Origin of the sequence: Nitrosomonas halophila (assembly GCF_900107165.1) — a bacterium.
Taxonomy (GTDB): Bacteria; Pseudomonadota; Gammaproteobacteria; order Burkholderiales; family Nitrosomonadaceae; genus Nitrosomonas; species Nitrosomonas halophila.
Genome location: NZ_FNOY01000037.1, coordinates 1 through 20,148 on the forward strand (window position 1 = coordinate 1; position 20,148 = coordinate 20,148).

The window sequence follows — 20,148 nt, forward strand, 5'->3', positions numbered from 1 at the left end:
TCATCTTCTCAGAGATTGGGCGGGGTGCTCCACTATCACCGGCCATGGTCTTACAAAAGGCGCTTTCGGTTACCCACAAATTCTGCCGAGGAGCCTTTTTTTTCAGCTCATCCGGGGGAATGTCGGTTGATCAGCAGGAGGTGAAAGAATCATCAATAGGAAGGTAGTAATAATAAATTCGGTTCTTTCTCCTTTAACTCTTTTAGATATCGAATAGGTATTCGTAACGCTTTGGATATTTTTTTTTCTTTCTCTTCTTTAGTCGCTTTTCTTAATCTTGAAAAGATAATATCTCCGTATCCCATTGTTATCTCTTGTTTATGATGAAGTAGTGATGTCTGGAATGGAGTAAGCGATTGGAACTATCATTTGGTCTTCTATGATTTATCAGGCTTGACCGTACCCAGAGAATCTGTCTCATAGATTCGATCTTCAATGATTCTGTATTGATTCGGATTATTGCTATCCCTTGTTCCTATACTATCAGTGGGTAAAACACGCCCATCTTTTTGAATGACATGTGAAGGCTTATTGGTATTGATAGTACCAATCGAATCTGTCTGATAGATGCGAGTTTCATTTTTACCCTTATCAGCACTTCCAAATGGGATAAAGCTAATCATCAATACAGCAACTAATACAATTCTAAGCATTCAGGATTCTCCTGTTGTCTGTAAACTACCCTGCTGATTTCCTGATTGATTCCGTGAATACCATCACCCAAAAGACTTTTCCTATTCTGGATTTTTAGTATGCTGAAGGAAAGGCTACTGGCTAGCACTTTATTCCGGAATGACTGAAAAAAATATTGCACGAAAGTACATCCGGAATGACTGAAAAAAATATTGCACGAAAGTACATGACGTGAAATTGAGGAGCATCCTTCACTTATCAAACCCCGAGCTCTGGAATGCTGCTGGAGGTCCGCCCGAGCTCAGACATTTCGTGCTGATGGCGGAACAAAAGTGGAAAAGGTGGAGAAGGTGGTGCACCGGTGCCTGGCTTCCTCGCCGCCTTTCCCGCCTTCCCCCCTTTTTTCTGGCCATGCCCGGGAAATATCAGTCGATAGCCCCCAGAATTGCCTGTGCTTCGGGATGATCCAACATATACTCCCGCAACCAGTGATACTGCTGCGCACAGGTCTGAGCAAATGCTTCGTAACCGCTGAATGACAGAAAACTGTAGACGTACAGACAGGCTGTAATACCTAGAGCATCGGCCGATAGATTGCCTTCAAAGCCGTTCTGACAACAGACCTGAAACTGTTCGTAGGCAACCGGTGCCATATAGAACCCGCCGTTGCTGAGTGTGTAGAATTCCCAATAACCGCCATCGTATTCAGCAGCAATGCTTTCAGCAATGCGATAGATGGAAGGCTCAAGTTGCAGTGAGAAACGCACACCGAAAATAGCAGCAGTATGATTGATGCGTTGATCTTCAGCGATACGTTGACGGGTAATGTTTGCATGATTCATGGCTGAACTCCTGTAATACCCACACCCTTCCCAGACGCACGAAATCCTCGCATGGTTAGCGATATCATCATGTCTATCTGGGAAAAAGGGAATGGGGAGGTGTAGGTAGAGAAAGAAAAGATGCAGTAGATGTTTGATGTCAGTCAGGATAAAGCACCGTGATGTCATCAGGACTGATTCCAGCCATCAGGCCGGCCTGTGCAATGACTGCATCAACCAGTGCTTCATCTGGAATATCCCAGTCCAGTATTAAATTGACAGCATCGATAAGATAGTTTTGGTAAGTCATGGAAAACTCCTTTAAGTATTCTTGCGAATGAAGAAATAAAAAATGACGCTCCAAAGCAGCAGAAGCGCCATAAACCTGGAATTGATAATGAACAGCAGAAACATGCCTGCAATGCCGGTCGATCTTGTGGATTTGAATGCAAAGCAAATCAGGCAAAGCACTGCCAAATAGAGGAAGGTCATTGAAACCCCTACGTCGAGGATCAGTGTGCAGCGGGTTCGGAATACGGTCGGTCTTGCTCCGCCGGTGTATGGTCAAGCCGTTATTGGCTTGCAGGGTGTGGATTTATGGATGTGAGAAAAGGTGTACCGCTGTACTTCAGCTAGCACGGTGGGTTTTGACTTTCTTGGCGGATGTTTCTGCAACAGCCAGCGATTTGGTTTCGGCAACAAACTTGGGGATATCCCCGCAGGCATAGCTGCGTTTCTCGCCGTCCTTAATAACACCCAGGTGTCTTAAAGCTGCCAGCAGGAATGCCGGTGTATTAGATGATTTGCCGTGAAATAATGGCTTCAATAGCCTGGAGCTGAAAGGTTTGGTTTGCTTCTCAAGTGTTTCTTTAATCACTTTGAATTCAATCCATTCCTTGCTGAAATATCCTCCGCCAGTATTGGCATGCACGCGGATTTGAATCTCGGATTCAGCATTACAGCCAATATGGTATGTCAGTGTGGATTTGCCGGTCAGCGATGGACAGGAATCGACTTTGACGATGTTTATATTAGAATCTGGCTGTTCTTTTGCATTGGGTTTCATTGCGTTTCTCCTTTTGGTTGTTTCATATATGATGGTTGGTTTTGCGCAACGGGACACAGCGCACATGGATGCCGGTTCAGCACATCAAGCAAAGCCAGGCATTCGGCATAGTCACGCGGCAGTTCCGCATCGAACTCCACGATTGCCGCACGTTCTTCGAAGTCTTCTCGCAACGCAGGACTGAGCTTCGTAACCATTTCGGCCACGAGTGGCTTTATGGGTGTTGGCATGAATGCCTCCAGATAGAAAGGTATTGCCGAGAGAAATGACTGGATCTACTTCACGGTTGCCGGTACTGCATATTGAGTACACAGCTTCAGCAAATCCGCATCGATGTTGTGTTTGGGAATGAATAACGTTATGGCGAATCCTTCGTCGTTGTGGATGAACAGCATTTCATAACAGCACTCATGCTCTTCCAATACTTCAAACATGGGATCATCGGATATAGCGCAGCAGGTTTCCGCTTCCAGGTCGCGAAGGCTGTCAGTGGGTTCCACTACGATCATGTAGCCATGCTGGTTGTAGTCGTATGTTTCGCCACCAAGAACCTGGGAAAATCGCGTTTCAGCCAGATTGCGAATGCCTGGATCGTTGATGGTGCTGGTTGATGTGGGATCGCGGATGATGAGCATGATTGCCTCCTTTGTGAACGTTGAAAAAGAAAACGCCCAGGGCCAATTAATGACCGTGGGCGCTTTTGTAGGATTACGACGCTTTCAGATTATCGAGCCCATAGCGTCGCCGAAAGCTCTTGTTGTTGTTAGATCAGATTATTTTTGCGCAGGTGAAGAATGGAAGGATGTTTCAGGAAGTGCTGCAATGGTGAAGCTTCTTGGAAATCTTGCTGTGAGAGAAATGAATGGATTCCCAAAAACACGAAGGGGGAAATGGCAAATAAATCGGCTGGCGCGGTAATTGTGCTCGGAGCCGCATCGGACCGGACTGCGGGACTCGCCGGGACGCTCCACCGGCACGCAGAGTTGGTCGTTGTGGAGCGATTTCAGCGTGGGCATGGCTTGCCCCCATCGGGCGAGGGCACGGAGCCAGAATGCGCAGTTCTGGACCAGCTCTGGCAGCTGTCTAAAACTTGATGAACGCGTTGGGTTTTCTGGGCGCAGCTCGGGGTCGGTTCGGAGAGGACGCGGGCAACTCGATGATTTTCATCGGAAAACAGGGAGCAGAGGCGCGTTTTGAACAGGCTAGGTTCGGGGGTAGTTCGGTTTCTGTTGGCTTGATGGAAAGAAGTAAAAAAACTGCTTCTAAATCTTCGAATTACTCTGCATCGATTTGACTGTTCCTGCTTCTGTTAATCCGCAGGTCCCAGGTTCGAGCCCTGGTCGGGGAGCCAGCTTTTCAAAATTGTTATTTATCCCATACGCATCGATCACGCGCTTATATCACCTTCCGGTTATATTTCTGACGCAGTAGACAGCAAATTTCGGCCAATAAATCGAAGCAAATGATTTATCACGAATTAACTACACGTTAAGCTTTTCAACTCCATTGATTTGATGTTTTTTATGCAGATAATGCATAGCCATTCTATTTTGCCTGACCGTCGGGAGGTTTGTAGAAGACATGTGCACCTATCTCGATTGTCTTAGAAGCTGCTTGGAAATGCTGAACTTGAGTGATCGTACCGTATATAGTATGACGTATGTGGATACGAATGGTTTTTTCAAACCGCAAGTATCTTGGCAAGCGACTCGGTATCGAAGCCAAGCTGACGTCGCACTGGATTGCTTCGCTGTGCTCGCAAAGACGGCAGAAAACAATGGCCATCTGCAATTTCAACCGCCGTCTTGGCGAGGCCCAATGAGCCGCGGCCATCCAGATGCTTTTCGGTAACAATAACGCTACAGTTGCCACAGCGTTGAGCAATCTGATCTGAGATTGGAATTCCCAAACAGCTTCTTAGTGATGAATATCGTACTGATGACGATGATCACCATGCGATTCGGCAAACTCTGCGTAACGTTCAGGAGTCATGCCATGAAGCTGAAGAATAAATGCGGCGAGTTGCCAAATTGATTCATCGCTATGCGTTACGCCCCAAGCAGGCATGGCAGTCATTTTGATGCCATGCTTGATTACCCAGAAGTATTTTTTTAAGAGATATTGTTTTTCCACCTCACCCGTTACGGGAGCTCTATCATGAAACACGGGAGCTTCGGGGTAAAGGCCTTGTGCTAATTCGGTAGGCTGTTTACCCGGAGCCAAGTGGCATTCGGTGCACATGGCGTCAAAATGCACGAAACCTTTCCCAAGCAGATTCTCCTCGTCCAACTCAGGAATTTCCACTTCCTCTGCACGTACCTTTATAGAGCTTTCTCGAACCCAAGTAATAAACTTTTCTGTGACAGCCCAGTGCTTCTCTGTTGCGGCCATGTTATATACGCCGGAGCCTAGCGCAAACAATACCAGCACGACTGCCATGATAGATATGATGATAAAGGATTTCATTCTTATTCCTCCCGTGACGATAGATGTTGAATGATATGCTATCGCTTACCTCAACGACATGGATTCCTGCCACATACCTGAATGACAAAAGGCGACAACTATTGTTCACTACAGCGCATAAGCTCAACAAGCGCTCCCATCAGTGTTTTGGACCCATTTTAAAGCGGTGACAGATGAAATATACTTGCACTCAGAATCCGTTATCTCCAAATATGGCACTATATCTCGGCCAAGCTACGAATCTCACCCAGATAGCCCTGACAATCCGAATCAACAGGGTTAGACTAGGAAGCTGTCCGTCGATAATCTTCCGATTTACGATCTCCACCCCTGGGCGCGAGCGAAACTCGCCGCTTCAGTTGCTGCTCTCTCAAGAAGCATCTTGCAAGCAACTGATTTCATGCGATATATTCAAGAAGAATTTTCATTAACGACGAGTTTTATGCCCATTTTCTCAGCACACTCTGACAAGCAAAGACTTCAGGTTAAACTGTACAATAACATTCAAACCGGTTTTGCGGTACGCAAACGCACTCCAAGCACGGCGGTTACTGTCACCGGGCACACTTCATGCACCGCGCCGAAACTGAAAATAGCTCAGAGACACATAAAAACAATGCATAAGTTAGCAAGATTTTTTGGCGCCACTCTAGGCCTGATCGGCATGACAGCCTGCTCTGTTTTTGGTGAATCGGGTGTCGAAAAAGCGCCCTACACTATCGTGTTGCAGGAGGAAGCGATTGAAATTCGGGAATATTCTCCACTTGTCCTTGCCAGCACCATCAGCAGCGGGGATTTCGATGAGGCCACCAGCACCTCGTTTCGACGCTTGTTCAATTACATCTCCGGCGAAAATATTGCGCGTCAGGCAGTCGAGATGACAGCTCCCGTATTGATTGAGGAAAGCGGGCAGAAAATAGACATGACCGCACCGGTCCTGATCGCCGAAGCGGCGGAAGGCTGGAAGATGTCCTTTCACCTGCCTTCGGCATTCACATTCGAAACCGCACCGGCACCCACCAATCAGCAGGTCTTCCTGGAGAAAATCGAGCCGCAGACAATAGCGGCATTGAGATTTTCCGGCCTGATGAGCAGAAAAAAAGTCGAGGCCATGCGTGAAGAACTGATCAAATGGCTGGATGAAAAAGGCTATATCTACAACGCCAAGGCATACAAGGTCGCCAGCTACAACCCGCCCTGGACGATCCCGTTCTTGCGCAGAAACGAGATCATGATTCCGGTCAAGGAATAAGCCCTACGCAGGACACACCGGCATCAGGTGACGCACTCAAGGCAAAGGGAGCACCCGGCCGTTACATCCCGGGCTTGATGCACTGCGGCCAACTCCTCTTCCTGCGCTCCACACCGCCAAGTCCGCGCCATGTTTTCTCAACCATTTTTTTCGCGTCCGGCAATCCAGCATGGCCTTATCCACCTCATTCCAAAAGGCATTGCCATGGTTCTGGTGATGAAAGGGCAGCGTCCTCCTTTCTGCGCTATTTGCTCCGACACGTACTTTGCACAGGAAACCGCACAGAGCGCTAAACCTGTCAACGGAAGGTGAAGAACCTGCCGATTTCTTTCTTATAGTCCAGGTATTTCTCGCCAAACTCCTGTATCAGGCTGCGTTCTTCGAACGAGATACCTATGAAGGTATAAACAGTCAGCAATATAGCCAAGACCAACCGGCTAGCCGGCATGTCGGGAGTTGCCCAGAAAACAATCAACAAGCCCAACATCATGGGGTGGCGGCTGTAGCGATAAACCCACTGCCTTCTAAAATCCACCGCTGTATAAGGTTGGCCGGTCACATATAGCCAAGTCTGGCGCAATCCCAGCAACTCGAAATGATTCGCAACCAGTGTCGAGAACAATACATAGGCTATGCCAAAGAAAGCCAGGCCGCGTATCGCAATCCGCGCGTATTCATGCTCGATCGACCACACAACGCCTGGAAGTGCTTGCCAATACCACAACATCAACGCCATCGCTGCGCCTGCGGCCAGGACAAATGTCGATCGCTCCAGATGCGCGGGAATGACCTGGGTCCATTTTTGCTTGAAACGCTTTCTTGCCATGATGGTGTGCTGCAGCGCAAACAAAAGCACCAGGCAGATATTGATGAGCAGGGCGACAAACGGACTTCCGGCCTGCATGCCAGACAATGAATAAGGCGCCAGATCAGTGGATGCCAGGAAAAACCAGAACAATGCCGCAGAACCGGCAACATACGCAGCCAGCGCGTAAGCCATGGCAAATACGCCAAACAATATAGCTGGCCTGGTTGCGGATTGCATATCGGCGCCATTCATTCCAGTAATGTGTTGAAGCCAGATGCGGAATCGTGATTGCCACTCTTGAGAACAATACCCCCAACTGTTGTGGCATGCAATCGATAAAATCCCCAGTTGTACGCTGCGATGTTAGGCGAGGATCTGGCTAACGGCTGCTGTTGTCAGGGCATATTTGGATCGTCTTTCTCCTTTCCTGTCTTTTCTGCATTCCAGCCCGGATAGCTTTAACACTCATATCGAAGCGCGGGCTTCATCTCCAAACAGCAGAAAAAAACTCGCCACAAGTCCCCTGTGCCTCATGGTGGGTTAGATTGAGGTGATTCAAACACTGATCTGAAATGCGCGCCTTGTTCCGGAGTCTTCACAAAGCACCGCCGACCTGAACGGCTTGCCATGCGCTATCGGATCACTTCAATTTTCACGTTGATCAAACCCGACGACGGGTTACCAATAATACTGAAAGCCGATTTCGAAAGATCGATGATGCGGCCTTTAACGAAAGGCCCGCGATCATTTACTTTCACAACCACACTTTTACCGTTATTGATATTCGTAACCTTTACATTTGAACCGAAAGGCAATCTTCTATGCGCGGCTGTTTTTAAAGCATGCTTATACAGCTCACCATTGGCTGTCTTTTTATTCTGGTGTTTATCCGCATAAAAAGAAGCCAGACCCGATTCGGAATAGCCGATCCAGTCCCCACCCGTACCAGACTGAACTGTACTGCAACCGGACATAGCCAAGAACAACACGAAAAGCGGCAGTTTTACCAAAATGACATTCATGCTGATAGCTGCTTGATTTTCCAAAATGATTCTACATAGCGCCAAGCCAGCCGGTGCGCACAAAATGGGGTGAAAAGCGCATCCGAGCCGGGCGACGTGCATGGCCAATCTTTACATTGGCCGCTTCCAGTCAGATAAATCCGCGGAACTCAAGAATCTTTGTTTTTGATGAAATATAGTGTGTGGCGTCAATGACAAACCGTATATCGCCACATCTTCCCGATTTTCCCCGGTCTTTTTCGAGCGGTCAATTCTTTCGTGGTGTCTTGGAAAGGCTTCGAAATGCATTGAACCTGCTGTTCCGGATGAATTTTGGCAGAACGGACATTAAGGTCAGGTCGCGAATCAAGAAAAACAAGAGCGGTGATCGGGACTATTGCTCACAATGACTCATAATTCTAGACTCTGTCTTTGTTTTTTTATTCTTGGTCCGCGACCTGTCCCTGATATACTTGATGGTTTTCAATCCGGGATACGAAAATCCGCTAAATTCATTTGGTATTTCTTGAGTTTGGCATAGACAGCTCGCGAGGTAATTCCCATATCCTCAGAAACTCTTTTTATATTTCCATGATTCTGTTTCAACGCGGTCTCAAGGAAGGATTGCTCTATTTTGGCAAGCGCATGTTCTTTTACGCCTTTCCATTCAACAACACTTTTGGCTTTATCTGGAAGCTCCAAATCCAGCTCGGTCATTTCTTTGCCACTGGCGAACAGAATACTGCGCTCAAGAATATTTTCCAATTCACGAACATTACCTGGCCAATGATAAGCCCGGATTTTCCGCATGACTTCACGGCTCACGGACTCAACCCCTCTGTTATAGCGCTTGTTCAATCGCTGAATAATCAATTGCACCAAGTAAGGCAAATCTTCCGGCCGCTCGGCCAAGGGAGGGATGTTTAAACGGACTACGTTGATGCGGTAGTATAAGTCATTACGAAATAAATCCTGTTTAACGAGACTCTCCAGATTTTGATTGGTTGCCGAAATAATCCTGACATCGACCGCTAACGTTTGTTTGCCGCCAACTCTTTCCAGCTCTCCTTCCTGGATAACGCGAAGCAATCGAGTTTGTGCCGCTGGCGACAATGAGTCGATTTCATCCAAGAACAGAGTACCGCCATCGGCTCGCTCAAAGTAGCCCTGGTGTACCTCTATGGCTCCGGTAAAAGCGCCCTTTTCATGCCCAAACAAGGCACTTTCAATCAGACTTTCCGGGATTGCTCCGCAGTTAATAGCGATGAACGGTTTATGATAGCGCTCACTCATCGCATGTATGGCACGTGCTATCAGCTCCTTACCCACGCCGGTTTGCCCCTGGATTAGCACTGTTGCCACAGTCGGCGCAATAACCTCGATCGATTGCAGTATTTTCTGCATCACTGGTGATTTTGCTATGATTGCAGGAGACTGATGCTTCTTTGCTGCTTGTCTGCTTTGTTTGTGCCAGAGCCGTTGCATATTTGTTTCAATTCGACACTGCAATTCATTGATATCATTAACCTCCTTAACCGGCGTTGTGTCGGTATATTCCATTCCGGCATGCCCTTTTGCTGCATGCGGATTGGTATAAATACATACATCACATTGGCCATCCTGGCGGGCTATGCTTTTTTTGATCTCAACCTTAGCATAACCGAAGTTTCTGGCTGCTATTCCCCCGAATACGCTGGAGGTCATCCGACATAATTCTGGAAAGTTGGCAACTTGCTCGCCGAAAGGACAACGGGAATTGGTAACCGTTATGCAGTCCGGATTACTGGAAACAAGTGAAAATTTACTGCCAATATTGTTTTTGATGCCGAGTATGAGCTCAGTATAGCTTTCACTATCGAGCTGCCCACTTTTATGAGTATTCTCCCGGTAAGTTTCTTCAAAAAAGCATCCGGCAGTTTTGGCGATATGTTCAATCAACTGCTCGCAATGCTTTTGCCCCTGTTGTTCACTGGCATGCATCAGCTCAAGAATAAAAGTTTGTAGAAAAAAAACCGGTGTTAATTCAGCGAGAGGATTTTTGTTCATAGTCTACGGATAATTTTTGAAGTGTAACTTCATAAATTGAAGCACAGCTACACTAATGTAGCAACAACTCACAACCAACCAATTGTAATTAATGGTAAAAATTATTAATTCTCGGTGGCATGGTATTTGCATGTAATTTTATTGCATCGAAAATAGTTTGATGCACGGGTTAACAGGCGTTGAATAACGTTTTCGAAGCAGCCGAATGCAAGAGCAGACGAAATAACGCGCTTTATGCTTAACAAATGAGCATTCTGAACCCGTTTTATCACACCGTAACGGCACACAGATATTTCTTAACGGTCTGTTAAATATCCGTTATGAATCCCTTTAGGGTCTATCACAAAAAGTAGATTACTTAAGGGTGCATTTAAAACTATAGCCCATTACCGAGGAGACTCAACATTGAAAACGCTCAAAGATGAACTAAGTACACGTGTTGCCACATATGACCACTGGGCACAGCGCCGCCGCCATGGACCGGCTGGACATAACAACCTAAGATTATGGGTACTTGCCTGCATGGACGAACGCCTGCCAGTAGACGAAGCACTCGGCATTCATGTAGACACACCAGCCGGACATGGCGATGCGCACTGTTTCCGCAATGCCGGTGGAATTGTCACCGATGATGCGATCCGTTCGGCGATGCTGACCTGCAATTTCTTTGGCACCAAGGAAATCGTCATCGTGCAACATACGCAATGCGGCATGCTGTCGGCGAATGCGGCCGATTTGGAAAAGGCTTTTCGAGACAAGGGAATCGACCCGGACAATATCACACTGGACCCGACACTGCCTGAGCAGAAGCTGGAGAAAGGCGCATTCGCCAAGTGGATCGGAATGATGGATGACGTGGATGAAACTTGTATGAAGACCATCGAAACATTCAAAAATCATCCTCTCATCCCCAAGGATGTGGCCATCAGTGGCTGGATCTGGGAGGTCGAGACACGCCGGTTGAGAGCACCCACCCGAGACCCTGAAAAGCGGGCCAGAACCGATGTCACCTCCACTCAATTCGGCGTCAATGAGAAACAACCACCTCGCTGGAGCTAATTCAAGACTAAATCCGGGAACGTGTCCGCTTGGTATAAACAGGCGATCACGTCCCAGCATTTCTGAGAAATCCCCCATACAAGAACAGGAATTCCAAATGCCAACCTATGATTACCAGTGCACACAATGCAAACTGCAATTCGAAATACGCCAATCAATCAATGCGCCCACCCCAGATTGCCCGGAATGTAGGAGCATAGCAGAGAAAGTGATTCTTTCCGCCCCCGCCATGCATGGCAACATGGCGCGCGGGCGAGATCTAGCCATGCGCTCACTTCAGCCAAAATCCGACCAAACACACGGACATGCGCCGGGGTGCGGCTGCGGACATCATTAGCCTAGGCGGCTGTCCGAGAATAGCGATCGTAGCGAGGGCGAAGCTGGCTGAGCGGGGTTTTTCGATCATTTGAGGCGAATAGTGGCTCCATTCAACGAAAAGGATCGAAAAATCCAGCCTGGCAGATTCGTCCGCAGTAGATCAGTCTATTCTCGGACAGTCTCCTAGCAAAACTATAGAGTGTGATGAATCACTTAATAGGCCACAACAATCGTTTTCAAGCCAGTCGGTACAAGACAGAAACAGACAAAAAGCGCAGCTTATACTATATAAATAAGCATTTTTAAGCTGGTTCTTAACACTGCAGCGTCAACGCAGATAGTTCTTCAACGGCCTGTTCAGGTTGCCTGCACCACGGATCTGTTTGATGCGCACAATGCCTCAAACTTCATAAAGCCTGCTATCTGCCCTTTCATCACCGACCCAATCAATGGTACGCTCAATAGTGCCATTTCATTCACCCTGTCAAATTCACAAGCATAAAACTCAAATAACCGCAATGCCCTAAACTTAGACGACTGACCGGAATTCCCTTTGATCAATATGAATACTCCTCCGATCCGATTGCTCATTCACGGTGGTGCTGGCGCAATCAAACGCCATCAACTGACTGCCGAACGCGAGCAGGCTTATACGCAGGCACTTGCGGCCTCGCTGGCGGCTGGCTATGCGGTGCTTGCCGCCGGTGGCAGCAGCGTTGATGCTGTTATTGCTGCGATCGTCGTGCTGGAAGACTCCCCTGTATTCAACGCTGGCAAGGGCTCGGTATTCAGTCATGCTGGCCACAATGAAATGGATGCATCGATCATGGACGGTGCCACCCGCATGGCCGGTGCGGTTGCGGGCGTCAGAACGATTCGCAATCCAATCCAGGCTGCGCATGCGGTGATGACAAAGAGTACGCATGTCCTGCTGATTGGCGAGGGCGCGGAAACCTTTGCCAGCGAGCAAGGTATCGAGATCGTCGATGCTTCCTATTTTCACACCCAGTTCCGCTGGAACCAGCTGCAAAAAGCGATTGCCGAAGAGCGCGTGCTGCTCGATCATGACGCCGATTCCAATACGCCAGCTGACGAGGATGGCAAATACGGCACAGTCGGTGCTGTGGCGCTGGATTGCCATGGCAACCTTGCGGCAGGCACCTCGACCGGCGGACTCACGAATAAGCGTTTCGGACGCGTGGGCGATTCGCCGATCATCGGCGCGGGGACTTATGCGGACAATCGCTCGGTCGCCGTTTCCGCAACGGGTACCGGCGAAATGTTCATTCGCGCTGCCGCCGCCTTCAATACCGCTGCACAGGTGCAGCTGCAGCGCAAACCGGTCGCTGAAGCAGCCGACGGCACACTGGCCGAAATCGCCGCTATCGGCGGTGATGGCGGCCTGATCGTACTGAATACAAACGGCGACTATGCCATGCGCTTCAATACCAGCGGCATGTACCGGGGCATGACCGGCAACGATGGCATCGCACATATCGGCATTTTCTCGGGCAATGAAACGCCCCATTCTCTACCTTGAATCTGGGAAGCTTATACTGGCATGACTGAAGCACGACACCTGCGATTTATGCGGGAAGCCATCGACCTTGCAGCCCAAGGCGTCAACAGAAACGATGGTGGGCCATTCGGTTGCGTCATTGTCAAGAATGATGTGATTATCGGACGAGGGAACAATCGGGTCATTGCCACCAACGATCCGACCGCTCACGCCGAAATCCTGGCGATTCGGGAAGCATGCCAGCATTTGAGCACTTTCCAGCTCGAAGGCTGTACACTCTATACCACTTGCGAGCCCTGCCCCATGTGCCTGGGGGCGATCTATTGGGCGCGCCCGGACAAGGTATTCTATGCCTGCACTAGCTGCGATGCCGCACAGATCGGCTTCGACGATCAATTCATTTACCGGGAAATCCTGGCGGATAAAACCCAACGCAACATCCCGATGGAACAGCTACTCCGCCCGGATGCACTGAAAGTGTTCTCAGAATGGTCGGTGAAACCGGATAAAAAGTATTACTAGTACTCCGTTCCGTCAATTAGCTTACAAATGAAATCGATGGATTCGCCTGCCAGGCTGGGCGCAAACCGCAGTCATAGCCGTAGCTATGGCGAGGATTTGCAGCAACGCATGACAGGCGAAGGCGCGATTTCATGTAAGCGGTTTGGCGGAACGGAGTACTAAAAATTCTCATACCGATTGATATCGAATATACCCGCTGACAAAGGCTGCTGAGCCTTCTGCCAGTCAGTGATATCGTGCAAAATATCCCAGAACAGGGGATGGGTACGCCGTATGCCCCAGTTCATTACAATTTCCTCGAAAGGCTTAGCGCTGTCAGCTTGGCTTAGCATTGCGGAAAACTTTTCAATCTCGGAAACAGGCACGTCGAAAATGAAATTCGGATAACTGCCGGCAATGCCGGGATAGACAGTAAGGTTGTCCTTGTCAGGTTGATAGCGCAGCGCCTCGCCAAGCATGAACGCGACGTTACTGTGTGCGCGATTCCTTAGCAAGGTATAGACAGTACGCACTTTCCTGTCATTTGTGACACGCACGAAAGTCACTTCCGGCAACTGGGTAATGCCGACAATTTCGGAAGCAGGGCGTGCGGCAAGCCTGGACAACGCCTTATCGGCCCGCTGCATCCAAAGCGGTTGGCTGGAACGCATGCAGCTTTCTTCCTGGCAACGGTTCAATGGATCGTGTGGTATGGTATTTATCGACTGAAAATTCTCAAGAATGCGTTGCGCCAGCTCTCTCTTGGGATTACCCGAAGCAAGCACCTCAGCCGAAGGCAAGGTATCGTTGATATCTTGATAAACGATACCAAATTTGAGACTGCCCAAATCCTGATACCAATCATCCAATACCATCTTTCGTTGCCCGGCAGGGACCAGACGCAGAAAATTATGCTCAGCGCCATTACGAATCAAATCAAAGTATAGCCGTGTCAGCAATTGATGGGCAACGTTACCGTATACGTTAAAGTTAGCTACCAGTTCATAGTAGGTCCGCTCCAGCAGTGGATAATCCATCCACCATAATGTTTGCGGAATGCTACCGGCTAACCCTCTCACAACAGAGGCGCTATTGTGATGGCGAAAAATAGTCAGGAGCGCATTCTCATTCTCACCGCCACCATCCCAGACATGGGCAAGAGCAGCGCCCAATGGCTGACGTGCCGAATACTGTTTATCACGCTTCTTCAGATAATCATTTCGGCGCGTCAGATAACGCAACCAGTTCTCTCCCGCATCGAGCAAATCATCATCCTGTCCCGGCATGCCCAGCAAGGGAATAACCTCACGCTGGTAAGCACTATCGGTTATAAAAAGATCGGAATCAGGTGCCTGAAAAATTGTCCAGAAATGATCGCGGATGACATGAGTCGCTATTTCCCCACGGCATACTGGCCCATGAATAAAGGTGCGAACGAAGTATTCAGCGTCATCCAGCATAAACTGATAGCGCGCGTAAGCTGGAATCGCTGCAAATGTCTTAAAAGGATTGGTGCGCTCCTCATAGGTATAGCCCGGCAATTGCGCAATGGGCCAGTGCTCACTGAAAAACAACTCATCGATCCGCCGATGCTTCGCCCGATCAAGCGGATAAGTGATACGACGCTTATGTACGATGGTGCCGGTAACTGGCCTCAATCGATAGTAAAACACCTCTCCTGGATCATCATTCGGGCTCACGGTAGCGATTGGTTCTATTTCCTCACCAGGAGGTGTGGATGCGCGCAGCAATTCAAAGAAGCGCGGCTCCCCCTCCAGCTCGGGAAAATACAGATAAGCCAGGAACAAATGTTCGTACAGCCAACGTCCAACAAGCTGGCCGCGTAGGTCTTCCCGGTTGAACATTGATTCCCATGTATGAATAGCGTGTTTTTCGCCATCAGTCAGTATCAGTTTTTCCTCAGGCACAAACGCCCCCTGTTTCAGCCAGCCTGCCAGCAACGAGAATTCCTGGTCGGTCAGCCCCGTCGTTGCAAAAGGCATCCCTCTTTCAGGATGGTCATTCGCAAAATCGGAAAACTCTTCGGTAGTCGCGCAATAATTCTGATGCTTAATTCCCAATTGGACTGAATCGGGTAGCTTGCTGCCAGGCGAAAAAGGATGCTGTTTGGCCAGCGTGATCATGCTGAGCATCAGTGATGGCAGTTGCTCATTTCCAGCCTGTAATACAGAAAAAAAACCCCGCTCCCGCCAGTCTGCAGCGGTCAGCGCATCGATGCCCAGCCGGGTAGGCAACATCGCTTCGGTGCGCACTCCATCGTAAACTTCTTTTTTTAAAGCACCGCGCAACAACCCAGACGAGTTTTCCAGCTTGAGCTGACAGGGCGCATCAAAGCAGCTATGGCACGCTAAGCACTTACTTTCAAGAATCGGCTTAATTTCTTCGGTAAAGGAAACAGAATGCTCCGCAGGTGCGGGAAGAACAGCCGAAGCGGATGCTAGGCCACTGTCCGATAGTGAATTATCGAAATCATGAAATAAAAACAACAAAAACAGGAAACCCGACAAATACAGTAACAGTCGAGATATACGCATCGGCAGAACCCTTTTAATCTGATTGAGTAAATTCAGGAATCACCAAACAATTCCGTTGTCTGGAGGCACAATCCTATGCTCGAAGACACAAACAATTCTTGTGCCTAAAAAACCAGAGTCAGGAAAAATAAGAACCACCTCCAAACCAAGTTCATACATTTCACTTTATCTTGCTTCCACTAAATTTGCTTTTATTTCTCTTTCCATGAACAAAAAAACCTCCGGTTTTTTGCCGGAGGTCAGTACTTTTATTATTTTTTATTATTATGTTACTGGCCCGGTTCGAGAAACCGAGCGCATCTTTCTCGATTAGCGGTAATGATCGAGCATGGAGCGCCAACGTCTGGATTGCAGGAAGTTATACACCAGCCAGGACAAGAACAGCAGAACGATTGCGGGACCTGTCCAGGCGCGTGCGATCTTGCCGTAGTCCACCATGTCCACCCGTAGCTGATAGTGATAATTCATCGGCGGCACGCTTTCAGCTGTCACCACCAGTGAATAAAGCCCTTTATCCAGCATGCCGACACCGCTGATCACGCCATCTGGATGATAGCTGGCATCCACCTGGGCAATGGTCTCGCCTTCGTTAGCAGCGCCACGAAACACCTTCAAGCTCACGGGTATATCGCGCATGGCAAGATCGAGCAGATCCACCACCAGATAAGTTTCGCCTGCCGCCGGGATTTCCTCGCAGGTTTCCCCAAACAGATTGTTCTGAGGCTGGTATGCGCTCAGGCGAACCATATTTTCACCTCCTTTGCGCACACAGATATCATCTTCCGGATTGATATTTTCATGTCCCAGCGCCATGCCTGTGTAGAACATGCCTAGCACGGCGAAGAACCCAACAGTTGATCGTATTGATTGTCTGAGCATAGCCAGCTCTCCTGTAGAAGCCCAATAAATAATCGTTCTTTTGCTATCCTGACGAGGGCGTATTTCCAAATGGCCACGCTTCCTTCCCCGGCATGACATTACACAATAAGACAGATTGAGCGAAAATTGGTTCTGGCACCCGTTGACTGAGAGGCTGTCCGAGAATAGCGATCGTAGCGAGGGCGCAGCTGGCTGAGCGGGATTTTTAGATCATTTGAGGCGAATAGTTGTTCTATTCAACGAAAAGGATCGAAAAATCCAGCCTGGCAGGTTCGTCCGCAGTAGATCAGTCTATCCTCGGGCAGCTTCCTGGAGTTGAGCCAGGATAGAACGGATGCTCACTGGCCAGGGCTGGCTCTTTTTCAAGCTGGGCGGCAAATTTGCGATCGCCTGCAATGCAGCCCGATTTGAAGCATAGCAACCGGAAACGAGGACATACCACCGCTTGCCATTAACCGTTTTTAAATAGATGGCATATGCCTCGGTAATGTTTTCCTCCGCAACCAGATCGAGCAATGCTTTCTCCTGGACCGATGCCGATAGCTGCAAGGTAAAGCTCTTTGGATCGAGCCGTTGCAGCCATGCTTGGCCATATCCGGGATGTAAACCGTCTACTGCGGGCGCAAACGGTTGCCCGCTCAGCTGATCGATTTCCTGTTTGAGCTGGTCGATTTCCCGGCGCTGTTGCAGGATAAACCTGCGCTGGCGCTCAAATGCCTGCTGCTGTTCAATGAACAGCTTTTGGTACTGCGCCTGAATATCACTCGCCTGACCGGTTTGAGCGCAGGTGGCTTGACTGCTCAGGAGATACAACACACCTGACGTCCACAATGTAAGATTCAGGCAGCTCTTTTTCGACATCGAAGGCCGGGTCATATGCGTTGCGGCGCAGGATAACCCGCTTGCCTGACCCAAAACAAGCCCGGCCAGCGCCACTCTGCACGCTGATTGCCCCCCCTCTTCAAAACCAGACAGCCCTCAGCCCTGGCCATTAATCATTTGATTGGATGATGGGTCTGCAAGTGCTGCGCAACTCTCTGATCCAGCACCGCTTCCCAGCTTGCGGGCATGATTTGCCGGAGTGCTCCGAGCATCTGGCCAACAGCCTGCAACTCATGCGCCTGCGCGGATTGCCGCTCGGTTGCCAAGAGCCATAAATAGGCTTTGGCCAGGTTGTCCGCCCTGGGCATGCCGGTCTTGTCTGAGACCGGTGCCATGAAATACAAATTGGCTGTCGGGTAATAGGCGGGAATGTATCCCTGGCTGGCGGCAGTCTCAAACCAATATAAAGCGCGTGCACTGTCGCCGAATATGTCCTGGTGGATCATACCAAGATGGTAACCCGCCTGCGGGGAGCCCTTTTCCGCTGCGTAGCCGTACCAGGTAGCTGCTTTTTGCGGATCACGCAGAGAGGATTCGTCCATCAGATACAATCGCCCCAGCTGCAATTGGGCAGGAATCGAACCTGCTGCCGCGACAGCTTCACATGCTTGCAACGCTTCTTGCCGGTTTGTCTCTGGGCTTTTTCCTTGCATCACCAGCTCGACAATCGCGCACAGTGAAATGGCATGGCCCAGATTGGCCGCTTGCTGATACCAGTGCATGGCAGCTGGATAATCTGCCGGCTGGTGGATGCCATGGTGCAGACATTCGGCAAAAAAATGATTGGCTGCCGGCACACCTTTTTCCGCCGCTTTGCCATGCCACTGGCAGGCCTGTATTTCGTCTACGTCCCTGCCCCAGCCCAGCTGATAAAAAAGCGCCAATGTAAACTGGGCCAGCGGGTGCTGCTTTTCCTGAGCATAGGATTGGAACACTTCAAACGCCTGGGCATAGCGGCCTTCGGCCAACCATTGTTGCGCCCGGGCCAGTTCATCCTGATGCAAGGGCGGCTGAGCGCTCAATGCCGCAGCCCACAACCAGCCCAGGATGATGCAAAATGCCCGGCCACGGTTTTTCGCTTTATCTAGTAGCATAAGTTGAATCAATTAAATAAGGTACAAACGCACCCCTGGCACGAGAGTAGCTACCACTGCACATATACCAGGAACATTTCAAGCGCCGCGTTGAAACTGGAAAAAGTTTAGCGGCCCATCACAACCAAGCTGCCAGGCAACAATGCCCGGCAGCCTGGGCAAAGCATGGAACCCGCTGCTATTCCCGGGTTGGATAAATGCCCTGGGTTGCAATGATCCAGTTCATCGCAATGTAAGGCGAACGATTTTCGTGCGGCTGACCGCCCCCGATCGGCTCGATACTGACCGCACCGGGGCTCATAGTGACATTGGGCGCTGCGTCTGAATAAATATTCTGGCGCCCCACCGAGGCCCAAACACGATTGCCCGGATTATCACTGTTACCGGCGCTGCCTAGCGCATGGACCGTTGCGGTCGGCCTGATGGCAGGCAGCTGTGCTTCGGTAAGGGTAACCTGCTCAACACCACCCGTTTGCCCAAGCTGATAATGCGATAAGCCTGGCCCCAGACCCGCGCCGATCACTGCACGTCCTCTGGTGTCAGGCAGAGCAAAGGTGGTCTGGCCATTGCCTCCGTAGGTGGTGCCCAACAGCGAATACAGGGCGGTGTTGCTGGAAATGGCCATTATCTGGCCTTGTGCAAGCGCCCAGCCGCGGGGCGCAAAATTGCCCGCAAACACACACAGACTGGCAAGCATGGGTTCCGCACTGCAACCATAAGCCGGATTGCTGACCAGCGCGCTGGATGACAGCACAATGCCGACTGCGAGGGATACGACTGAACGACGATGACATTGCATCACGAATGACTCCTTTTCAATTGTAAGATCTGGAAAACCCAAGAGGCTGTCCGAGAATAGCGATCGTAGCGAGGGCGAGGCTGGTTGAGCAGGATTTTTCGATCATTTGAGGCGAATAGTCGTTCTATTCAACGAAAAGGATCGAAAAATCCGGCCAACCAGGCTCGTCCGCAGTAGATCAGTCTATTCTCGGACAGCCTCCTAGCCATTCAGCGTCGAAAGCAGCCACTTGAATTCTGGCAACCCATCCGAATCGAACAGGGACTGCAGGACACAGAATTCTGAGCATGGCGTGCGCCAACCGGCAGGCAGAATGATTTGAGATGCCTTACACTTGCCACCGTTTCCCGTCCGGAACGCGAAACCGGGTGATACGCTGAATAATTAGTAAAGAAAGCATGCCGCAGGATATCCGCAATCCGGATTATCCATTCAGCATTTCAGCTATT

24 protein-coding genes are annotated in these 20,148 nt (G+C 49.6%); 8 read left to right on the plus strand and 16 right to left on the minus strand.

Annotated elements, in window-relative coordinates; translation table 11 throughout:
* Positions 1–152: 152 nt before the first annotated feature.
* The 7 genes from BLV85_RS15205 to BLV85_RS09190 form a co-directional block, all read right to left on the minus strand.
* Complete coding sequence (locus tag BLV85_RS15205; protein WP_176973990.1) at positions 153–305, minus strand: hypothetical protein; 153 nt, start codon at positions 303–305, stop codon at positions 153–155.
* Between the two features lie 72 nt (positions 306–377).
* On the minus strand, positions 378–653 hold the full coding sequence (locus tag BLV85_RS09170) for a hypothetical protein (protein WP_090414500.1): 276 nt from the start codon (positions 651–653) through the stop codon (positions 378–380).
* Between the two features lie 405 nt (positions 654–1,058).
* On the minus strand, positions 1,059–1,475 hold the full coding sequence (locus tag BLV85_RS09175) for an antirestriction protein (protein WP_090414502.1): 417 nt from the start codon (positions 1,473–1,475) through the stop codon (positions 1,059–1,061).
* A 139-nt stretch (positions 1,476–1,614) separates the two neighbouring features.
* Complete coding sequence (locus BLV85_RS14890) at positions 1,615–2,022, minus strand: hypothetical protein (RefSeq protein WP_176973991.1); 408 nt, start codon at positions 2,020–2,022, stop codon at positions 1,615–1,617.
* A gap of 60 nt (positions 2,023–2,082) precedes the next feature.
* On the minus strand, positions 2,083–2,520 hold the full coding sequence (locus BLV85_RS09180; RefSeq protein WP_090414504.1) for a hypothetical protein: 438 nt from the start codon (positions 2,518–2,520) through the stop codon (positions 2,083–2,085).
* On the minus strand, positions 2,517–2,750 hold the full coding sequence (locus tag BLV85_RS09185; RefSeq protein ID WP_090414507.1) for a hypothetical protein: 234 nt from the start codon (positions 2,748–2,750) through the stop codon (positions 2,517–2,519). The genes BLV85_RS09180 and BLV85_RS09185 overlap by 4 nt, the downstream gene beginning before the upstream one ends.
* Before the next feature lie 45 nt (positions 2,751–2,795).
* Positions 2,796–3,155 (minus strand): hypothetical protein, encoded by a 360-nt coding sequence (locus BLV85_RS09190; protein WP_090414509.1) that lies wholly within the window; start codon positions 3,153–3,155, stop codon positions 2,796–2,798.
* Between BLV85_RS09190 and BLV85_RS09195 the strand changes: the two genes are divergently transcribed.
* Positions 3,154–3,438, plus strand: coding sequence for a hypothetical protein (locus BLV85_RS09195; RefSeq protein WP_143032319.1), 285 nt, complete (start codon positions 3,154–3,156; stop codon positions 3,436–3,438). The genes BLV85_RS09190 and BLV85_RS09195 overlap by 2 nt on opposite strands.
* A gap of 754 nt (positions 3,439–4,192) precedes the next feature.
* Complete coding sequence (locus tag BLV85_RS15210) at positions 4,193–4,342, plus strand: hypothetical protein (RefSeq protein ID WP_176973992.1); 150 nt, start codon at positions 4,193–4,195, stop codon at positions 4,340–4,342.
* 95 nt (positions 4,343–4,437) lie between these two features.
* Here the strand turns inward: BLV85_RS15210 and BLV85_RS09215 are convergent, their stop codons facing one another.
* Entirely contained in the window at positions 4,438–4,986 is a 549-nt protein-coding gene (locus BLV85_RS09215; RefSeq protein WP_090414518.1) for a c-type cytochrome, read from the minus strand.
* A 616-nt stretch (positions 4,987–5,602) separates the two neighbouring features.
* On the opposite strand from BLV85_RS09215, the gene BLV85_RS09220 reads away from it, so the two are divergent.
* On the plus strand, positions 5,603–6,238 hold the full coding sequence (locus BLV85_RS09220) for an SOUL family heme-binding protein (RefSeq protein WP_176973993.1): 636 nt from the start codon (positions 5,603–5,605) through the stop codon (positions 6,236–6,238).
* 298 nt (positions 6,239–6,536) lie between these two features.
* On the opposite strand, the gene BLV85_RS09230 is transcribed toward BLV85_RS09220, so the two are convergent.
* From BLV85_RS09230 to BLV85_RS09240, 3 genes are all read right to left on the minus strand, one after another.
* The gene (locus BLV85_RS09230) at positions 6,537–7,298 is read right to left on the minus strand and encodes a methyltransferase family protein (RefSeq protein ID WP_090414522.1); all 762 of its coding nucleotides are present in this window, start codon (positions 7,296–7,298) and stop codon (positions 6,537–6,539) included.
* Positions 7,299–7,678: 380 nt separating this feature from the next.
* Positions 7,679–8,068, minus strand: a complete 390-nt coding sequence (locus BLV85_RS09235; RefSeq protein ID WP_090414550.1) for a septal ring lytic transglycosylase RlpA family protein — start codon at positions 8,066–8,068, stop codon at positions 7,679–7,681.
* Between the two features lie 462 nt (positions 8,069–8,530).
* Entirely contained in the window at positions 8,531–10,093 is a 1,563-nt protein-coding gene (locus BLV85_RS09240; protein ID WP_090414524.1) for a sigma 54-interacting transcriptional regulator, read from the minus strand.
* A 405-nt stretch (positions 10,094–10,498) separates the two neighbouring features.
* Between BLV85_RS09240 and BLV85_RS09245 the strand changes: the two genes are divergently transcribed.
* The 4 genes from BLV85_RS09245 to BLV85_RS09265 all read left to right on the plus strand — a co-directional run bounded on the left by BLV85_RS09245 (position 10,499) and on the right by BLV85_RS09265 (position 13,511).
* Positions 10,499–11,152 (plus strand): beta-class carbonic anhydrase, encoded by a 654-nt coding sequence (locus tag BLV85_RS09245; protein WP_090414526.1) that lies wholly within the window; start codon positions 10,499–10,501, stop codon positions 11,150–11,152.
* A gap of 97 nt (positions 11,153–11,249) precedes the next feature.
* Positions 11,250–11,489 carry an FmdB family zinc ribbon protein gene (locus tag BLV85_RS09250; protein ID WP_090414529.1) on the plus strand — a complete coding sequence of 80 codons (240 nt, stop codon included), beginning with the start codon at positions 11,250–11,252 and terminating at the stop codon, positions 11,487–11,489.
* A gap of 543 nt (positions 11,490–12,032) precedes the next feature.
* On the plus strand, positions 12,033–13,010 hold the full coding sequence (locus tag BLV85_RS09260) for an isoaspartyl peptidase/L-asparaginase family protein (protein WP_090414534.1): 978 nt from the start codon (positions 12,033–12,035) through the stop codon (positions 13,008–13,010).
* Positions 13,011–13,031: 21 nt separating this feature from the next.
* Entirely contained in the window at positions 13,032–13,511 is a 480-nt protein-coding gene (locus tag BLV85_RS09265) for a nucleoside deaminase (RefSeq protein ID WP_090414536.1), read from the plus strand.
* Between the two features lie 158 nt (positions 13,512–13,669).
* Here BLV85_RS09265 and BLV85_RS09270 read toward each other — a convergent pair whose 3' ends face one another.
* The gene (locus BLV85_RS09270) at positions 13,670–16,045 is read right to left on the minus strand and encodes a fatty acid cis/trans isomerase (protein ID WP_090414537.1); all 2,376 of its coding nucleotides are present in this window, start codon (positions 16,043–16,045) and stop codon (positions 13,670–13,672) included.
* A gap of 100 nt (positions 16,046–16,145) precedes the next feature.
* On the opposite strand from BLV85_RS09270, the gene BLV85_RS15215 reads away from it, so the two are divergent.
* Entirely contained in the window at positions 16,146–16,358 is a 213-nt protein-coding gene (locus tag BLV85_RS15215; protein WP_176973994.1) for a hypothetical protein, read from the plus strand.
* On the opposite strand, the gene BLV85_RS09275 is transcribed toward BLV85_RS15215, so the two are convergent.
* From BLV85_RS09275 to BLV85_RS09290, 4 genes are all read right to left on the minus strand, one after another.
* Complete coding sequence (locus BLV85_RS09275; RefSeq protein WP_090414539.1) at positions 16,355–16,924, minus strand: hypothetical protein; 570 nt, start codon at positions 16,922–16,924, stop codon at positions 16,355–16,357. The two genes, BLV85_RS15215 and BLV85_RS09275, sit on opposite strands and share 4 nt — an antisense overlap.
* Before the next feature lie 291 nt (positions 16,925–17,215).
* Positions 17,216–17,785: an SPOR domain-containing protein gene (locus tag BLV85_RS09280; RefSeq protein ID WP_176973995.1), complete on the minus strand. Its 570-nt coding sequence runs from the start codon at positions 17,783–17,785 to the stop codon at positions 17,216–17,218.
* A 134-nt stretch (positions 17,786–17,919) separates the two neighbouring features.
* On the minus strand, positions 17,920–18,900 hold the full coding sequence (locus BLV85_RS09285; protein WP_090414542.1) for a tetratricopeptide repeat protein: 981 nt from the start codon (positions 18,898–18,900) through the stop codon (positions 17,920–17,922).
* Positions 18,901–19,078: 178 nt separating this feature from the next.
* A complete protein-coding gene (locus BLV85_RS09290; RefSeq protein ID WP_090414544.1) occupies positions 19,079–19,699 on the minus strand; it encodes a phage tail protein in 621 nt (206 codons plus the stop codon).
* Positions 19,700–20,148: the final 449 nt, after the last annotated feature.